At 57.9% G+C, this 14,094-nt stretch carries 15 protein-coding genes; 11 read left to right on the plus strand and 4 right to left on the minus strand.

All coding sequences use genetic code 11. From position 1 onward, the window contains the following. Positions 1–45: 45 nt before the first annotated feature. Positions 46–183 (minus strand): hypothetical protein, encoded by a 138-nt coding sequence (locus CPA59_RS23240; RefSeq protein WP_222844070.1) that lies wholly within the window; start codon positions 181–183, stop codon positions 46–48. Between the two features lie 62 nt (positions 184–245). On the opposite strand from CPA59_RS23240, the gene CPA59_RS02550 reads away from it, so the two are divergent. From CPA59_RS02550 to CPA59_RS02560, 3 genes are all read left to right on the plus strand, one after another. Next, positions 246–965, plus strand: a complete 720-nt coding sequence (locus CPA59_RS02550) for a 4'-phosphopantetheinyl transferase (RefSeq protein WP_038917712.1) — start codon at positions 246–248, stop codon at positions 963–965. Between the two features lie 41 nt (positions 966–1,006). After that, positions 1,007–1,765, plus strand: coding sequence for an SDR family oxidoreductase (locus CPA59_RS02555; RefSeq protein WP_100848812.1), 759 nt, complete (start codon positions 1,007–1,009; stop codon positions 1,763–1,765). 371 nt (positions 1,766–2,136) lie between these two features. Next, entirely contained in the window at positions 2,137–3,855 is a 1,719-nt protein-coding gene (locus CPA59_RS02560) for a methyl-accepting chemotaxis protein (protein ID WP_038917714.1), read from the plus strand. 51 nt (positions 3,856–3,906) lie between these two features. Here CPA59_RS02560 and CPA59_RS02565 read toward each other — a convergent pair whose 3' ends face one another. Together CPA59_RS02565 and CPA59_RS02570 are read right to left on the minus strand one after the other, a co-directional pair. Next, positions 3,907–4,428, minus strand: a complete 522-nt coding sequence (locus tag CPA59_RS02565; RefSeq protein ID WP_038917715.1) for an acireductone dioxygenase — start codon at positions 4,426–4,428, stop codon at positions 3,907–3,909. Positions 4,429–4,785: 357 nt separating this feature from the next. Continuing rightward, complete coding sequence (locus CPA59_RS02570) at positions 4,786–5,208, minus strand: flagellar protein FlhE (protein WP_049854626.1); 423 nt, start codon at positions 5,206–5,208, stop codon at positions 4,786–4,788. 721 nt (positions 5,209–5,929) lie between these two features. Here CPA59_RS02570 and CPA59_RS02575 point away from each other — a divergent pair. The 3 genes from CPA59_RS02575 to CPA59_RS02585 all read left to right on the plus strand — a co-directional run bounded on the left by CPA59_RS02575 (position 5,930) and on the right by CPA59_RS02585 (position 8,314). Continuing rightward, positions 5,930–6,553, plus strand: a complete 624-nt coding sequence (locus CPA59_RS02575; RefSeq protein WP_038917717.1) for an HD domain-containing protein — start codon at positions 5,930–5,932, stop codon at positions 6,551–6,553. Beyond that, positions 6,550–6,789 (plus strand): hypothetical protein, encoded by a 240-nt coding sequence (locus CPA59_RS23060; protein ID WP_225622634.1) that lies wholly within the window; start codon positions 6,550–6,552, stop codon positions 6,787–6,789. Before CPA59_RS02575 ends, CPA59_RS23060 begins: the two co-directional genes overlap by 4 nt. 352 nt (positions 6,790–7,141) lie before the next feature. Then, on the plus strand, positions 7,142–8,314 hold the full coding sequence (locus CPA59_RS02585) for a M20 aminoacylase family protein (protein WP_107758641.1): 1,173 nt from the start codon (positions 7,142–7,144) through the stop codon (positions 8,312–8,314). A 74-nt stretch (positions 8,315–8,388) separates the two neighbouring features. On the opposite strand, the gene CPA59_RS02590 is transcribed toward CPA59_RS02585, so the two are convergent. Beyond that, complete coding sequence (locus tag CPA59_RS02590; protein WP_107758642.1) at positions 8,389–8,631, minus strand: hypothetical protein; 243 nt, start codon at positions 8,629–8,631, stop codon at positions 8,389–8,391. Between the two features lie 251 nt (positions 8,632–8,882). On the opposite strand from CPA59_RS02590, the gene CPA59_RS02595 reads away from it, so the two are divergent. The 5 genes from CPA59_RS02595 to ahpF all read left to right on the plus strand — a co-directional run bounded on the left by CPA59_RS02595 (position 8,883) and on the right by ahpF (position 14,009). After that, a complete protein-coding gene (locus CPA59_RS02595; RefSeq protein ID WP_082170977.1) occupies positions 8,883–9,722 on the plus strand; it encodes an ABC transporter ATP-binding protein in 840 nt (279 codons plus the stop codon). Next, positions 9,719–10,711 (plus strand): ABC transporter substrate-binding protein, encoded by a 993-nt coding sequence (locus CPA59_RS02600; RefSeq protein WP_107758643.1) that lies wholly within the window; start codon positions 9,719–9,721, stop codon positions 10,709–10,711. Before CPA59_RS02595 ends, CPA59_RS02600 begins: the two co-directional genes overlap by 4 nt. Continuing rightward, positions 10,708–11,706 carry an iron ABC transporter permease gene (locus tag CPA59_RS02605; protein ID WP_107758644.1) on the plus strand — a complete coding sequence of 333 codons (999 nt, stop codon included), beginning with the start codon at positions 10,708–10,710 and terminating at the stop codon, positions 11,704–11,706. Before CPA59_RS02600 ends, CPA59_RS02605 begins: the two co-directional genes overlap by 4 nt. 103 nt (positions 11,707–11,809) lie before the next feature. Then, positions 11,810–12,373, plus strand: coding sequence for an alkyl hydroperoxide reductase subunit C (gene ahpC / locus CPA59_RS02610; protein ID WP_038917722.1), 564 nt, complete (start codon positions 11,810–11,812; stop codon positions 12,371–12,373). Between the two features lie 73 nt (positions 12,374–12,446). Beyond that, on the plus strand, positions 12,447–14,009 hold the full coding sequence (ahpF, locus tag CPA59_RS02615; RefSeq protein ID WP_107758645.1) for an alkyl hydroperoxide reductase subunit F: 1,563 nt from the start codon (positions 12,447–12,449) through the stop codon (positions 14,007–14,009). Positions 14,010–14,094 lie beyond the last annotated feature (85 nt).

Consider the following 14,094-nt stretch of genomic DNA (forward strand, 5'->3'; position numbering starts at 1 on the left):
TGCCGCCGCCATACTATTGGCGTTTATTGCATTAGTTGCTTTACTTTACGGTATCCTTGGCGACATCGGCGACGGGGTCAATGACTCCCGGTTGTCGATTAAACGGATGCTGGGCTGGGTTTTCTCGCCGCTGGCGGCGGTTGGTGTTTCGCCGGATGCGTTCACGTTCAGTCGGCGATACATCGTCTTATTTACCGGAGGGCCTGCTCGTGGACGGCTCACACCCGGTTGCAGAGTGCAGTGACATGCTTTCTTCATTTATCAAAAATATCGAATGGTTGACTGTCCGTCAGGCCGGGAATGAAACCACTTACCCTGGGCATTGTGCGCGCTGTTATTTCGACCTGTCGGCGTACCGCGATGATCTGTTTTCCCGGGCAGGTATTCCCGTACCGGCGGAAATCACCCGCTCGGTGCCGAAACGTCGGGCGGAATATCTGGCGGGGCGTTATCTGGCAAAAATGGTGCTGTCCCGGCTGGGGGTGAATGGCTATGTGCTGACCAGCGCGGCCGATCGCTCGCCGCAGTGGCCGGAGCGTATCATCGGATCGCTCAGCCACAACGTCGACAGTGTGCTGTGCGCTGCGCATCAATGCCGCCACGACGCGTCCTGCGTCGGGCTGGATATCGAAACCCGGATGAACGCCGAGCGCGCCAATAACCTGTGGCCCGGCATCGCCGATGAGATTGAGTATGACTGGCTGCACTCCCACAACCCCATCAGTTTCGCCAGTATGCTGACGCTGAGTTTTTCCGCCAAAGAGAGCCTGTACAAGGCGTTGTATCCACAGGTAAAACGTTACTTCGATTTTCTGGATGTCCGCATGGTCGGGCTGGATACCGTACAGCAGACCTTCACGTTGCAGTTGCTGACCGACCTGTCGCCAGATTATCTGGCGGGGCGTCGTTTCTCGGGAACCTACCAATTGCGGGAAAGCGATATCACCACGTTTCTGTTTGACTGAACAGGATGCCATTGACGTCATGACAACAGGGAGCGACGAACATGAAGATGACCGGCAACACGATACTGATTACCGGCGGCGGCTCGGGCATTGGGCTGGGGCTGGCGGCGGCGTTTCACCAGCGCGGCAACCAGGTGATCATCGCCGGGCGGCGCGAGGCGACGCTGCGCCAGGCCGCCGCCGCCTTCCCCGGCATGGTCTGGCGGGTGTTGGATCAGCGCGATCCTGAGGCCATCAGCGCCTTTGTCGATCAGCTGACGCGGGATTATCCGGCGCTCAATGTGTTGATCAATAACGCCGGTATTCAGCGGCGTGAAGATCTTACCCAGCCGGATCCGCAACTTATCAACGACACGGTGTCGACCAATTTGCTGGGGCCGCTGTGGCTGACCGGCGCGTTGATACCCCATCTGCTGCGTCAGCCGCACGCGGCAGTGCTGAATGTGACGTCGGAACTGGCGTTTCTGCCGCAGGCGATTACCCCGACTTACTGTGCCAGCAAGGCGGCGCTGCATGCCTATACCGATGCGCTGCGCTGTCAGTTGCGCCAGACGCCGGTGCAGGTCATCGAAATTATTCCGCCCTGGGTGCAGACCGGATTGCAGGGCGAATGGGGCTATGACCCGCGCGCCATGCCGTTGCCGGACTTTATTGATGAAACGCTGGCTTTGCTGTCGCAGCAGCCGGAGGCCGACGAGATCGTGGTGGAACGCGCTCGCGCGTTGCGATTTGCCGAACGGGAAGGCGCTTACGCCGAGCGTTTTCGGGCATTCAATCTTGACCCGGACACAGGCGATTAAAACGTAGTCGGTTAGGGGGATGGCTGAAGGCCTCTCTCCCGGTCGGTTATCCGGAGGCAACACGGTATCTGGGGGTAATATTGTGTCCGGATGTAATATTTCATGTTTTCTGATGAGTTACGGTTTGGGCAACCGCCTTAATTTTAATCTGCTATTGCCGGTGTTTTTTCCATATATTTTGTAGTGTTTTTATTTTATCTTTTAAAATCAGTTGTTTGATGTCTATTTATTCATTTCCTTATTCTACGAATGCGGCTTTTCTCCGGTTTTTTTCCCGTTGGACAGATTAATCTCTGACGTTAACACGCCGATAACTAATGTAATGTTTTGTATAGATTCAGCGACCATGTGCCCTCTTAAAGGAAAAAATGATGAATACAACTACTCTGCCTCCTTCGTCGTCCGGTGTGAGTTTCTGGCACAACTGGCGGCTGATGCCGATGTTCAGCTCGATTATCGGCGTTATCCTGATCCTGTTTGCACTGGCGATTGGCTTTTCAGTCCATTTTCTGATGCGCAGCAACAGCTCCCTTAACGACGTGACGGCGGAAATTCAGGTCCGTCTGGGGGTTTCCAACAGCTCCAACCATTTACGTACCGCTCGCCTGATGTTGATTCAGGCCGCCGCCGCCGCCAAAGAGGGCGATAAAGACACCGCCAGCAGCAGTATTCAGCAGGCGGAAGGCCGCCTGAAGCAGTCGGCGGACAGCTTTGCCGCCTACCAGAATCGTGAAGTGAAAACCCCGGCCGATCTGGCGCTGGATGACGCGCTGCAACAGCGCTACAACGACTACGTCAATAATGGCGTCAGGCCGATGCTGGATGCGGTGAAAGCCGGTCGTTACGACGATGTGGTGGCGACCGAATGGAAACAGACCCGTAAGCTCGATCTGGCCTATAACGAGGTATTGCTGAAAGTGGTGGCGATTCGCACCCAGCGGGCGGAAGCGCTCAACAACGAGGCGCAGCAGGAGTCGGTGCTGGGTTACAGCGTGATGGCCGCCAGCTTTGTGGTGGCGGTGCTGGTGTCGCTGTTTACCTACCTGTGTCTGCGCCGGGTGATCATCAAACCGATGCGTTCGCTGGTTGAACGTATTGAACATATCGCCGCGGGCGATCTCACCATGCCGCTGGCGCAGTGGGGACGCGGTGAAATCGGCCAGTTGGGGCACTATCTGCAGAACATGCAGCAGTCGCTGGCACGCACCGTCAGCAATGTACGTCACGGGGTGGAAGCCATTTATCAGGGTATTACCGAAATTTCCGCCGGCAACAGCGATCTCTCTTCCCGCACCGAAGAGCAGGCGTCGGCGCTGGAGCAAACTGCTTCCAGCATGGAAGAGCTGACCTCTACCGTGCGTCATAACGCCGACAACGCCAACCACGCCAGCCAACTGGCCGGCAACGCTTCCGGCAAGGCGCGTCAGGGCGGCGAACTGGTGGAAGGCGTGGTGAAAACCATGGGCAACATCCACCAGAGTTCGAAGAAGATTTCCGAAATCACCAATATCATCAACGGCATCGCTTTCCAGACCAACATTCTGGCGCTTAACGCCGCGGTGGAAGCGGCGCGTGCCGGCGAACAGGGCCGCGGTTTTGCGGTGGTGGCCGGCGAAGTGCGTTCGCTGGCGCAGCGCAGCGCCCAGGCCGCCAAAGAGATCGAAGGGCTGATCACCGAATCCGTGGCGCTGGTGGAAACCGGCTCCGGTCAGGTCAGCCGCGCCGGGGAAACCATGCAGGATATCGTCAACGCCGTTACCAGCGTGACGGATATCATGGCGGAAATTTCGGTGGCGTCGCAGGAGCAGAGCAAAGGCATCGATCAGGTCGGGCAGGCGATTAACTCTATCGATAATGTCACCCAGCAGAACGCCGCGCTGGTGGAGCAGGCTACCGCTGCCGCCACGTCGCTGGCGGAACAGGCCGCCGGGCTGAATGAGGCGGTGTCGGCGTTTCGTATCGACGGCGCGGAACGCCGCCCGGCCATCAGCATCGGGGCCCGTCCGGCTTCTTCGCCGGCGGCGTTGCCCAAAACGCTCCCCGGCGCGAAGAAAGCTAAAAGCAGCAACGACGGCTGGGAAACCTTCTGAGTTACAAAGGTGAAAGCCGTTAACGGGTAGCCTTTGGCTACCCGTTTTCTTTTAGTGAAAGGTCGGGCGGCCGGTGAAATGCCCGACCCAGCCGGACGGATTGGTAAAAATGCGAATGGCGGTGAAATCGGGAAACTCGCCGCTATCGAACCAGTGTGGAGTATTGGCTGGCACCCGCAACAGGTCGCCGGCCTGGCAGGTGAGGCGATACACCTGTTCGCCCGCCGGAACGAAAAAGGTGCCGCTGCCGCGGACAAAGAAACGCACTTCATCTTCGCTGTGGGTGTGCTCCTGCAAAAATTTCTCCCGCAGCGCCGCCCGGTCCGGGTGCTCTGGGGTCAGGCTGATGACGTCCGCCGAGGTATAACCCTCGCGCTGACTGAGCCGGTCGATATCCTGACGAAAACGCGCCAGCAACGCGTCGCCGTCAACGTCGGCAGGGGTGTCGCCGGTGTGCCAGCGCTCCAGTTGCAGGCCCGCCGCCGCCAGCAGGGCGGCAATCTGGTCGAATTCGTCGAACTGCTGAGTGGGATATTCGAGGTGAGGACGGTGGAAAATCGCCAGTGTGGTCATGGTGGTTACTCTCAGTAAAAGGGATATGGCGTTAACCTTTCACTCTGCATGGTTAAAAAACAAGATGCTTTATTTATATCTTATTACCAGATCTTTTTTTGATACGAGCGTGTAAAACAGTATTTACCTTTGCTTAACCGCGTGGAAGGGAGTAGTGATATCACGCTTTTTGGGGAGCGTTCCCGCGTTTATTCCGGTTGAGGATATTTGGGGCGTTCTCTGGCTGCACCAGCCGCATAATCTATTCTTTTAAGATGTTATTAATATAGGCTGTTATTTATTTTCTATTTTATTATTTGCTTTGGATTGATTAAGAATAAAACAGGGAAGCGATATACTTCCCTGCGGCCTGAATATTTATTGCCAGTTCACGATGATTTGCGCCTGCTGGCCGGAAACCGGTATTTTTCCGCCACTTATTACGCGCATGGCAAAGAAGAACGGCAGCGCCGGGCTTTTGCCTTTAAATACTTCGGTTGACATTCTTCTTGTGCGGGAAACATCAACACAATTACTGGTGCTGCCCTGACACAGATAAACATTCAGGCCATCGGGAAATCCTGCCACATTCCAGGTCCAGCTTACGTAGGTAATCGCACCGTTGGCCGGCGGATTGCCCTTAACCGGGACATCAGCGATGTCGAGGAAATTACGGGTATATACGGTGGGCAGTACCACACTGGAGGTGTAACTGCCTGCCGCGATGGCCGCCTGAGAAAGCGAAGCCGCCAGAAGCGCGCCGCCCAGAGCAAGGCGCGTGAAAACTGATTTCCGTTTCATATAAATAACTCTCAATATGAGATAAATTGACCGACAGAAAATAGGTTATGCCTGTCCATGCTGGCTATTTTATGGCTCAACCAGACCATGGAAGAGCGTTTTTTCGGTAGTGTAAATAATACCTGCCGATAAATAGATGGTTATTTTCTGTCGACGAACGCCATTCCCCAGAGGTGAGAACTGGAATGGCCGTCGCTACATTCTAATAATTGGTCATTGATGTCAATTTTATATTTATTAACTGCGTTTTAAATATGAAAATAAAAATTCGGAAATAATTCTACTGATATTTATTTCTGACGATGGGTAAATAGGACGAAAAATCACCTGAACAATGCCGGCGAAAAAAACAGGGAACAACACCGCGGCAAGCCGGATGGTCGGGGTGGGGAGGCGGGAAAAATTACACGTGTCGGCGGCGCCTGAGTCGGCGTTCGCATGGCGACGAAGGCGCTGTCTGGGGATGAGCGGCGGGCTATCAATCGTGCTTTAGTGCAACGAGCAGGGCGTGTGTCACCACCTATTTTTCGAGTTCACCCCCCGGAGTTTATTCTTCAATAAAAAAATAGTTTATTCTTAAATAATAAGCTAGCCGTAGCCTGATGGCGTTTTCCAGCATTATGATCGCTGTGCCCCGTGTATCAGGGACTGCAACAGGGTTGTTGTGATGACGCCGCGAATGCATGACGATAGGCATTGACTCCATTTAAGGAGCGAGAAAATGACACTCACTGAACGAGCCAGGATCTTCGCTACCGCGGCGCATGCCGCCTGCGAGCAGAAACGGAAATATACCGGCGAACCCTATATTGTTCACCCGGCGGCGGTGGTCGCCCTGTTGATGCAGATTGACCCATCGCCGGAAATGATTGCCGCCGCCTGGCTGCATGACACGGTGGAAGATACCGGCGTAACGCTGGAACTGGTGGCCGAATTGTTTGGCGCGCCGGTGGCGCGTTATGTGGAAATGCTGACCGATGTGCGCACCCGGCAAGCCGGCGGCGAGCGCATTCACCGCAAAAACGCCAATCTGCTGCACAGCGCGGTCGCCTGCCCGGAGGCGCAGAGCATCAAGCTGTGCGATCTGATTGATAACAGCCGCAGTGTGCTGGAACATGACCCGGTGTTTGCCCGTCCGTACATGGTGGAGATGCGCCGCTTGCTGGCGGTGCTGACGCAGGGCGACCCGAGGCTGTACGACGTCGCGACCCGCCAGTGCGATCACACGATTCTCTCTATTCACCGCGCACAGGGCGATGAAGGTTGGTATCAGCAGTTATGGCAACAGTACGAAGCCCATTTGCCGCTGAGCGTGGTGCTGGCGCGAACGCGGGAACTGGCGTGAGCGTACGGATTGTGCGTGTCGGGGCATTGCCGGACGCGCTGGCGACGCTGATTGCCGAAAGTCAGCGGCAAGGCTTCCGTTTTCTGCAGCGGTTGCGGGAGGAGTTTCAGTCCGGCGCCAATCAATTCCGGCTGCCCGGCGAAGGGCTGGGATATTTACCGGTTAATTATTCCCATATCAGTCATAGTAAGACTCTGGCCGCCGGTCAGAAATCTCAGCCTGCTGAGTCAGAATAACCTCATTGGTCATCAGATTATTTCCCCGCTTTTTATCGATTCACGTGTGCCGAAATATACCCGAAACAGGGCGGAAATAACGCCAGGGTGATTTTTTCAAGACGTTATTTTTATTCTTTGAGGGAATTAATTATTCTCGCCTTATATTGATTTCATTATAACTCATGATGAAATGTGATTCGCTGTCGCCTTTTCCGCCTCCTATGATGAGTGAACGCAATCTGTTCCATTTATCGTCGGCGGCTGGGAGGAAATATGAGGTTATGTCACGGGTCTGATCGGTTGATTGCCGGGGCCGTCGCGTCTGACGGCGCTTGCTGTTGTGACGCGGACATGACGTGAGGAACGCCTGATGACGGAGATCCCACGGCACATTATTGAGCAGGCCATCGAATGGCGGCGTGACTTTCATGCTCACCCGGAAATCGGCCTGCGCGAGCACCGCACCTCGGCACGGGTGGCTGAATTGCTGGAGTCTTTTGGGCTGGACGTGCATCAGGGGATGGCGCAGACCGGCGTCGTTGGGACGCTGCGCCACGGCAACGGGCCGGCTATCGGCCTGCGGGCAGACATGGATGCGCTGCCGATTCAGGAACTGAACGCTTTTTCCCATTGTTCTCGTACCGACGGCCGCATGCACGCCTGCGGACACGATGGCCACACCGCGATGCTGCTGGCGGCCGCGCGCTATCTGAGCGAAACCCGCCGCTTTCGCGGTACGGTGCATTTTGTGTTTCAGCCGGCGGAGGAGAATGCCGGCGGCGGCAAAATGATGGTGCGGGAAGGGTTGTTCGAGCGTTTCCCGATGCAGGCGATCTATGCGCTGCACAACTGGCCGGGTCTGGCGGCGGGCGAGGTGGCGGTTAACCCTGGTCCGATGATGGCTTCGCAGGACAGCTTCCGCATTATCCTGACCGGTGTGGGATGCCATGCCGCGATGCCGGAGCGCGGCACCGATCCGATCGTGGCCGCCGCCCAGCTGATTCTGGCGTTACAGACCATTACCGCCCGCCGGTTGTCGCCGCTGGAACAGGCGGTGATCAGCATCACCCGCATTGAAGGCGGAGAGGCCGTCAACGCTATTCCGGGTCAGGTCACGCTGGCGGGCACGTTGCGTTGCCTGACGGCGGACACGCGTGAGCGGGCGCGGCAGCTGATTGGCGAGTATGTGCAGGCGGTGCCGCAGCCGATGGGGGTACAAAGCGAGTTGCACTGGCGTCCTGGCTATCCGGTAACGCAGAACCAGCCCGACGCGGCCGAGACGGTGCGCGAAGCGGCGATCGCGGCGCTGGGCGCCTCGCGGGTGCACTGGAATCAGCCACCCTCAATGGCGGCGGAAGATTTCTCTTACCTGCTGCAGGCTTGCCCCGGCGCTTATTTCTGGCTGGGCGCGGACGGCGCATCGCCATCGGCTTCGCTGCACAATGCGGAATACGATTTTAACGATGAGATTATCGCCAACGGCGTTCAGGTGTGGGTGGCGCTGGTGGAACGATCGTTGCGTGCAAGCGATGCCGATTTATAACGACGATATAGCCGGCCCGGCGTATTCAGGCGGATAGCGCTTTGCAAAACGTGTACGGCGGCTGGCGCTGATAGTCAACGACCGATACTTCTCAACTGGGTGCAGAACGGGCAGTTGCAACCGCTGACCGACGTCGCATCGCAGATCCCCAGTTGACCGACTTTCTGGCCGGTAGCGACGTGACCGTTACTGAACGCCGTTTCCACCTGCGCCAGTTTTATGGCGTCATCCGGGTTGACCGGCGTCAGTTTGGCCTGAAACGCCGAAGCGTTGGCTGCTGCAAATGAGAGAAAAACCAGCGACATCCTGAGTTTCATGACAGACCGCCTGTGGGTTGCAAAGCAAATCATGTTGCGAAGGAATAAGGAATAATGACGGCTTGTTATAACATAACCTTTCTCGCTTCGCATCCCTCGTTCTCGTCCCACAATCGTACAGTTTGTAAGCGTTCATGACGATTATACCGGCGTATCCGGCGGCAGGTTGGATGGTGTTTTTGGGGTTCTTTTTTAAACCTTCAATATGTTATGTTATAACATAACATATATGATTCGGGAGGTGCGCTCAAATGTGGCAGGCCATGCCGCCTTTATTGCGGGTAGAACATCTGCGGGTAGGACATCTGGGACATCTGAATGTGGCGCATTCCGCCGGTCAGCCGTTGCTTACCGATATTCATTTTACGGTCGGGAGCGGGGAATGCCTGGCGATTGTCGGCCCCAACGGTAGCGGCAAATCCACGCTGTTGCGCGCCTTGCTGCATGACCCGCCGCCAGCAGGCGGATGTATCTGGCTGGGCGATAAGCCGCTGGCGCAGCTGTCCCGGGCGCAACGAGCACGACGTATCGCGCTGATGAGCCAGCATGACTCCCCCAGCCTGACGTTAACGGTGGAGGAATACGTATCGCTCGGCTGCCTGCCGCATGCGGATGTGCTGTCGTTGTCGGCACAACAGGCCACGGTGGAACAGGTGCTGGATGAGACCGGCTTGTCGCCATTACGGCAGCGCAGTCTGGCGGCGTTGTCCGGCGGCGAACGCCAACGGGCGTTTCTGGCGCGCGCGCTGGCGCAGCGTCCGGACGTACTGCTGCTGGACGAGCCGACCAACCATCTGGATCCGCTCGGGCGGGCGGCGTTGCTGGCGCTGGTGCGACAGCGCGGCATCGCCGTAGTGGCGGTATTACACGATCTGTCGCTGGTGGAACCGTTCGCCGACCGGGTGCTGGTGCTGTGCCGGGGCCGGCAAGTGTGTTGGGACGCGCCGTCCCAGGCGCTTGCCAGCGATTGCCTGTATCCGGTGTTTGGCATTCGCAGCTTCACGGTTCCCCATCCGCAAACCGGCCTCCCGTTCCGCTTGTTTGACGTGCCCGCGGGCGCGTGTGCATTCACCACCAGAGGAAGTCTATGAAAATATCATTCGGCGGCGTATCGCCATTCAACGGTTCTGTCGGGCTGATTAGCCTGCTGCTGGGATTCAGCGCCATGACGGCGCAGGCATCGGGGTTTCCGGTTACCGTGCAGAGTTGCGGCAAGCCGCTGACCTTCACCCAAGCGCCGCAGCGCGCCGTCATCAACGATCTCAACATGTCCGAAATGGCGTTCGCGCTGCATCTGCAACCGCAGATCGTCGGCCTGACCGGTATCAGCGGCTGGTACAAGATGACGCCGGAATTCCGCCGGCAAATGGGGGCGATTCCGGAGCTGTCGCCGAAATACCCGTCGCTGGAAACCCTGCTGGGTGCCAGTCCGGACTTTTTCTTCGCCGGCTGGAACTACGGCATGAAAGTAGGCGGCGAAGTCACGCCGGACACGCTGGCGAAATACGGCGTCAAAACGCTGGTGCTGAGTGAAAGCTGTATTTTCGAAGACCGCCATCGCCCGCGCGCCAGCATGGATTTGCTGTACGGCGACGTGCTGACGCTGGGGCAAATTTTCGGCCGCGCGGAACAGGCGCAGGCGCTGGTGGATCAGTGGAAGGCGCGGCTGGCGGCGGTGCCTAAACCGCCGTCGGGTCAGGCGCCGCTCAAGGTATTCGTCTATGACTCCGGTGAGGATAAACCCTTTACCAGCGGCGTTTACGCCATGCCGACCGCCATTATCGACGCGGCCGGCGGCCGTAATGTGATGGATGATATGGCGGCGAGCTGGGCCACCACCTCCTGGGAGACGGTGTCGGCGGCGGAGCCGGATCTGATCATTCTGCTGGATTACCAGAACGGCGGCGGCGCGGCGGCCTTGCAGCATTTTCTGGCGTCCCACCCGCTGATGAAACACACCCCGGCGGTGGAACATCGGCGTTACCTGAAGCTGCAATACGCCGAGCTGACGCCGGGGCCGGCCAATATCACCGCGATTGAAAAACTCGCGCACGCGCTTTATTCGGCTGCGGCGCAATGAGGGCGCGCCGCCATTATGCGCTGATCTGCCTGCTGGTATTGGCTCTGCTCCTGACGATGATGCTGTTCAGCACCGCGGTGGGCGCGATTCGTATTCCGCTGGCGCAGGTGCTGGCGGCGCTGACGCCGAATCACGGCGACGCGCCGGACAGCGTGCGCCGCATCGTCATGGAACTGCGCCTGCCGCGCACTCTGTTGGCCGCCGTCACCGGCGCCGGGCTGGCGATGGTCGGCGCGTTGCTGCAAACCACCACCCGCAACGATCTGGCGGATCCGTTCCTGTTCGGCTTGTCCTCCGGCGCGTCGGCGGGCGCGGTGCTGGTGATTACCCGTTTCGGCGAGTGGTTCGGCGCGTTCACCCTGCCGGCGGCGGCGTTTGGCGGCGGCATTTGTTCGGCGCTGGCGGTGATGGCGCTGTTTTTCCTGCGACAGGGGCGGCAGGCGGAGCACCTGGTGATTTGCGGGTTGGCTATTTCGTTTCTGTTTGGCGCGCTCACCAGCTATCTGGTGTTTTCCGGCGACCAGCGCGCCGCCGGTTCGGTGCTGTTCTGGTCGCTGGGCGGGCTGGGGCTGGCGCGCTGGGAGAATCTGCCGGTGGCGTTGTGCAGCCTGCTATTGCTGCTCGGGTTATTGCTGGCGCGCTGGCGGGCGCTGGATAGCCTGCTGGCCGGGGAACAGACGGCGGCGTCGCTGGGGGTTCACGTCAACCGGTTGCGGGTCGACGTGTTTCTGTGTTGCGCGCTGGCGACGGCATTGCTGGTGTCGCTGACCGGCGTAATCGGGTTTGTCGGGTTGATGGTGCCGCATTTGTGCCGCCCGCTGGCCGGGGCGCGTCACCGGCGGCTGGTGCCGCTGTGCGGCCTGCTGGGGGCGGCGCTGCTGTGCGGCGGCGATACCCTCAGCCGGGTGCTGCTGCCGTCGCAGGAACTGCCGGTGGGGATTGTGACCGCCGGGTTGGGGGGCTGCTTCGTGATTGCCCTGCTGGCAAAACGTTAGGTATTGCTTATCGATTTGATACAGACAACGCATTAGCGACATACATCACATTTTTGTACCTTACATCTCAAGCCAAACACATTGAACCGATGAGGAAAACGAGATGTCCGTGATCAATACTAAAGTTAAACCGTTTAAAAATCAGGCTTTCAAAGAGGGTCAGTTCATCGAAGTGACCGAGAAAAACATTGAAGGCAAATGGAGCGTGTTCTTCTTCTATCCGGCTGACTTTACGTTTGTCTGCCCGACCGAACTGGGCGACGTAGCGGATTTCTATGATGAATTCCAGAAAATCGGCGTAGACATCTACTCTGTGTCCACCGACACCCACTTTACTCACAAAGCCTGGCACAGCAGCTCCGACACTATCGCCAAAATCAAATACGCGATGATCGGCGACCCGACCTGCCAGCTGACCCGCAACTTCGAAAACCTGCGTGAAGACCAGGGTCTGGCTGACCGCGGCACCTTCATCGTTGACCCGGAAGGCATCATCCAGGCGGTGGAAATCACGGCGGAAGGCATCGGCCGCGACGCGTCCGACCTGCTGCGTAAAGTGAAAGCCGCCCAGTACGTGGCGTCTCACCCGGGTGAAGTGTGCCCGGCCAAATGGAAAGAAGGCGATGCCACGCTGGCGCCGTCTTTGGACCTGGTTGGCAAAATCTAAGTCCGACTCTCCCTCTGATGCTTTTATCGGGTGCGTTGCACCCGATTTTTTACGCCAACGCCAAGGATAATCTATGCTCGACAATAACATGCAGCTCCAGTTGAAAGCCTATCTGGAAAAATTAACCAAACCTGTTGAGTTAGTGGCGACGCTGGACGACTCAGCCAAATCCGCTGAAGTTCGGGAATTGCTGACCGAAATCGCCGGATTGTCCGACAAAGTCAGTTTCTTTGAAAATAACGATCTGCCGGTGCGTAAACCTTCGTTCCTGATAACCAATCCGGGATCGGCCAACGGGCCGCGTTTTGCCGGTGCGCCGATGGGGCATGAGTTTACTTCGCTGGTGCTGGCGTTGTTGCAGACCGGTGGTCACCCGTCGAAAGAAGCGAAAGAGTTACTCGATCAAATTCGCGATCTGGACGGCAAATTCCACTTTGAGACCTATTACTCGCTGACCTGCCACAACTGTCCGGATGTGGTGCAGGCGCTGAATTTAATGTCCGTTCTGAACCCGAACGTCACCCACACCGCGATTGACGGCGGCGTGTTTCAGGATGAGATCAAAGACCGCAATATCATGGGCGTGCCCACGGTATTCCTGAACGGCGAACACTTCAGCCAGGGCCGCATGAGCCTGGGGGAAATCGTCGGCAAGGTAGACACCGGCGCCAACGCCCGCGTGGTCGACAAACTGAATAGCCGCCCGGTGTATGACGTGCTGATCGTCGGCAGCGGCCCGGCGGGCGCGGCAGCCGCCGTGTACGCGGCCCGTAAGGGCATCCGCACCGGTCTGGTGGGCGAGCGTTTCGGCGGCCAGATTCTGGATACCGTTGATATCGAAAACTACATTTCGGTGCCGAAGACCGAAGGCGCCAAACTGGCGACCGCGCTGAAAACCCACGTAGACGACTACAATGTCGACGTTATCGATCTGCAAAGCGCGCAGAAACTGATTCCGGCTTCCGAACCGGGCCAACCGCACCAGATTGAAACCGTCTCCGGCGCGGTGCTGAAATCCCGCAGCATCATCATTGCCACCGGCGCGCGCTGGCGCAACATGAACGTGCCGGGCGAAGATCAGTACCGCACCCGCGGCGTGACCTACTGCCCGCACTGCGACGGCCCGCTGTTCAAAGGCAAGCACGTGGCGGTGATCGGCGGCGGTAACTCCGGCGTGGAAGCGGCCATCGACCTGGCGGGCGTGGTGAAACACGTTACCCTGCTGGAGTTCGCGCCGGAACTGAAAGCGGACTCGGTGTTGCAGGACAAACTGCGTAGCCTGCCGAACGTGGACGTGATCGCGAATGCTCAGACCACCGAAGTGCTGGGCGACGGTCAGAAAGTCACCGGCCTGCAGTACAAAGATCGCGTTACTGACAGTGTTCACAAGCTGGCGCTGGAAGGGATTTTCGTGCAGATCGGCCTGCTGCCCAACACCGGCTGGCTGGAAGGCGCGGTTGACCGCAACCGCATCGGTGAAATCGAAATCGATGCCCGTTGCGAAACCAGCGTGAAAGGCGTGTTTGCGGCGGGCGACTGCACCACCGTGCCTTACAAGCAGATCATTATCGCCACCGGTGAAGGGGCCAAAGCCTCCCTGAGCGCGTTTGATTATTTGATCAGAACCCAGGCTTGATAGGTCCGAACCTTGTTCCATCCTGTGGCCTGACCGGCCGCTTTCGGGCTGTTACCCTCATGCATTAACCTGAACTTTCAGGCGA

This window comes from Dickeya sp. Secpp 1600, from assembly GCF_003049805.1.
In the GTDB taxonomy this organism is placed as follows: Bacteria; Pseudomonadota; Gammaproteobacteria; order Enterobacterales; family Enterobacteriaceae; genus Dickeya; species Dickeya fangzhongdai.